This is a genomic window from Brevundimonas sp. DC300-4, from assembly GCF_049897365.1.
In the GTDB taxonomy this organism is placed as follows: domain Bacteria; phylum Pseudomonadota; class Alphaproteobacteria; order Caulobacterales; family Caulobacteraceae; genus Brevundimonas.
Genome location: NZ_JAFCWC010000041.1, coordinates 1 through 1321, shown reverse-complemented (window position 1 = coordinate 1321; position 1321 = coordinate 1). Strand labels below are relative to the sequence as shown.

Annotated in this window: 1 protein-coding gene and 1 other annotated feature; the gene reads left to right on the top strand. The window is 66.3% G+C overall.

Going from position 1 to position 1321, the window contains the following annotated elements; translation table 11 throughout:
* Window positions 1-50: 50 nt before the first annotated feature.
* Window positions 51-1282, top strand: a protein-coding gene (locus ACP7AZ_RS17760) for an IS3 family transposase (RefSeq protein WP_426039975.1) whose coding sequence is annotated in 2 segments (ribosomal slippage) — window positions 51-342 and window positions 342-1282 — 1233 coding nt in all. Because the reading frame shifts where the segments join, the coding sequence is not laid out codon by codon here.
* Window positions 335-451: a sequence feature (AL1L pseudoknot), on the top strand. (Overlaps the previous gene by 117 nt.)
* Window positions 1283-1321 lie beyond the last annotated feature (39 nt).

The following is a 1321-nucleotide window of genomic DNA, read 5'->3' as shown; positions in this document are numbered from 1 at the left end:
TGAACCGCCCCGGGTTTGCCGGAGGCCTTAACTCCTGAGAGGAAGAGGCCATGACAAGCAAGACGACGAACAAGTTCTCACCCGAGGTTCGCGAGCGAGCGGTCCGGATGGTGGTGGATCACGAACGGGACCATGCGTCGCGCTGGGCGGCCGTGGTTTCGATCGCCGAGAAGATCGGCTGCGTGCCGCAGACCCTGCATGAGTGGGTGAAGAAGGCTGAGGTCGATTCCGGCAAGCGGGCGGGTGTCCCGAGCGACGTGGCCGAGCGGGTGAAGGCGCTTGAGCGAGAGAACCGCGAACTGCGACAGGCCAATGAGATCCTGCGCAAGGCGTCTGCCTATTTTGCCCAGGCGGAGCTCGACCGCCCGTTCAAGCGATGATCGCCTTCATAGACGATCACCGGAAGGCTTATGGGGTCGAGCCGATCTGCAAGGTCCTGCCGATCGCCCCATCCACCTACCACGAGCGCCAGGCTCAGCGGCGTGATCCGGCCCGGCTGTCGGCGCGGGCGCGCCGGGACCTGGAGCTGAAGGCGCAGATCGCCCGGGTGTTCGCCGAGAACTTCGCCGTCTACGGCGTGCGCAAGATCTGGCGGCAGATGCGGCGCGAGGAGATTTCCCTCGCGCGCTGCACGGTGGAGCGGCTGATGCGCCAGATGGGCCTGCGAGGGGTGATCCGGGGCAAGCCGGTGCGCACGACGATCAGCGACAAGGCCGCGCCGTGCCCGCGCGATCACGTGAACCGCCAGTTCCACGCGCCGGCCCCTGACCGGCTGTGGCTGTCAGACTTCACCTATGTCGCGACCTGGGCAGGCTTCGTCTACGTCGCCTTCGTGATCGACGCCTACGCCCGGCGGATCGTCGGCTGGCGCGCCAGCCGCACGGCCCACGCCAGCTTCGTGCTCGACGCCCTCGAGCAGGCGCTTCATGACCGCCGGCCGGCTCACCGGGCGGGCCTGATCCACCACTCCGATCGCGGGTCGCAATACGTGTCCATCAAGTATACCGAGCGCCTGGCTGAAGCCGGCATCGAACCCTCGGTCGGCAGCGTCGGCGACAGCTATGACAACGCCTTGGCCGAGACGATCAACGGCCTCTACAAGGCCGAAGTCATTCATCGCCGTGGCCCGTGGCGATCCTTCGAGGCCGTCGAGTTCGCCACGCTGGAATGGGTCGACTGGTTCAACAACCGACGGCTCCTCGAGCCCATAGGCCATATCCCGCCAGCCGAAGCCGAAGCTGCCTACTATGCCATGCTAGCCGAACAGCCCCTGGCCGCCTAACTTAAGCCAAATGGCCTCCGGCAAACCCGGGGCGGTTCA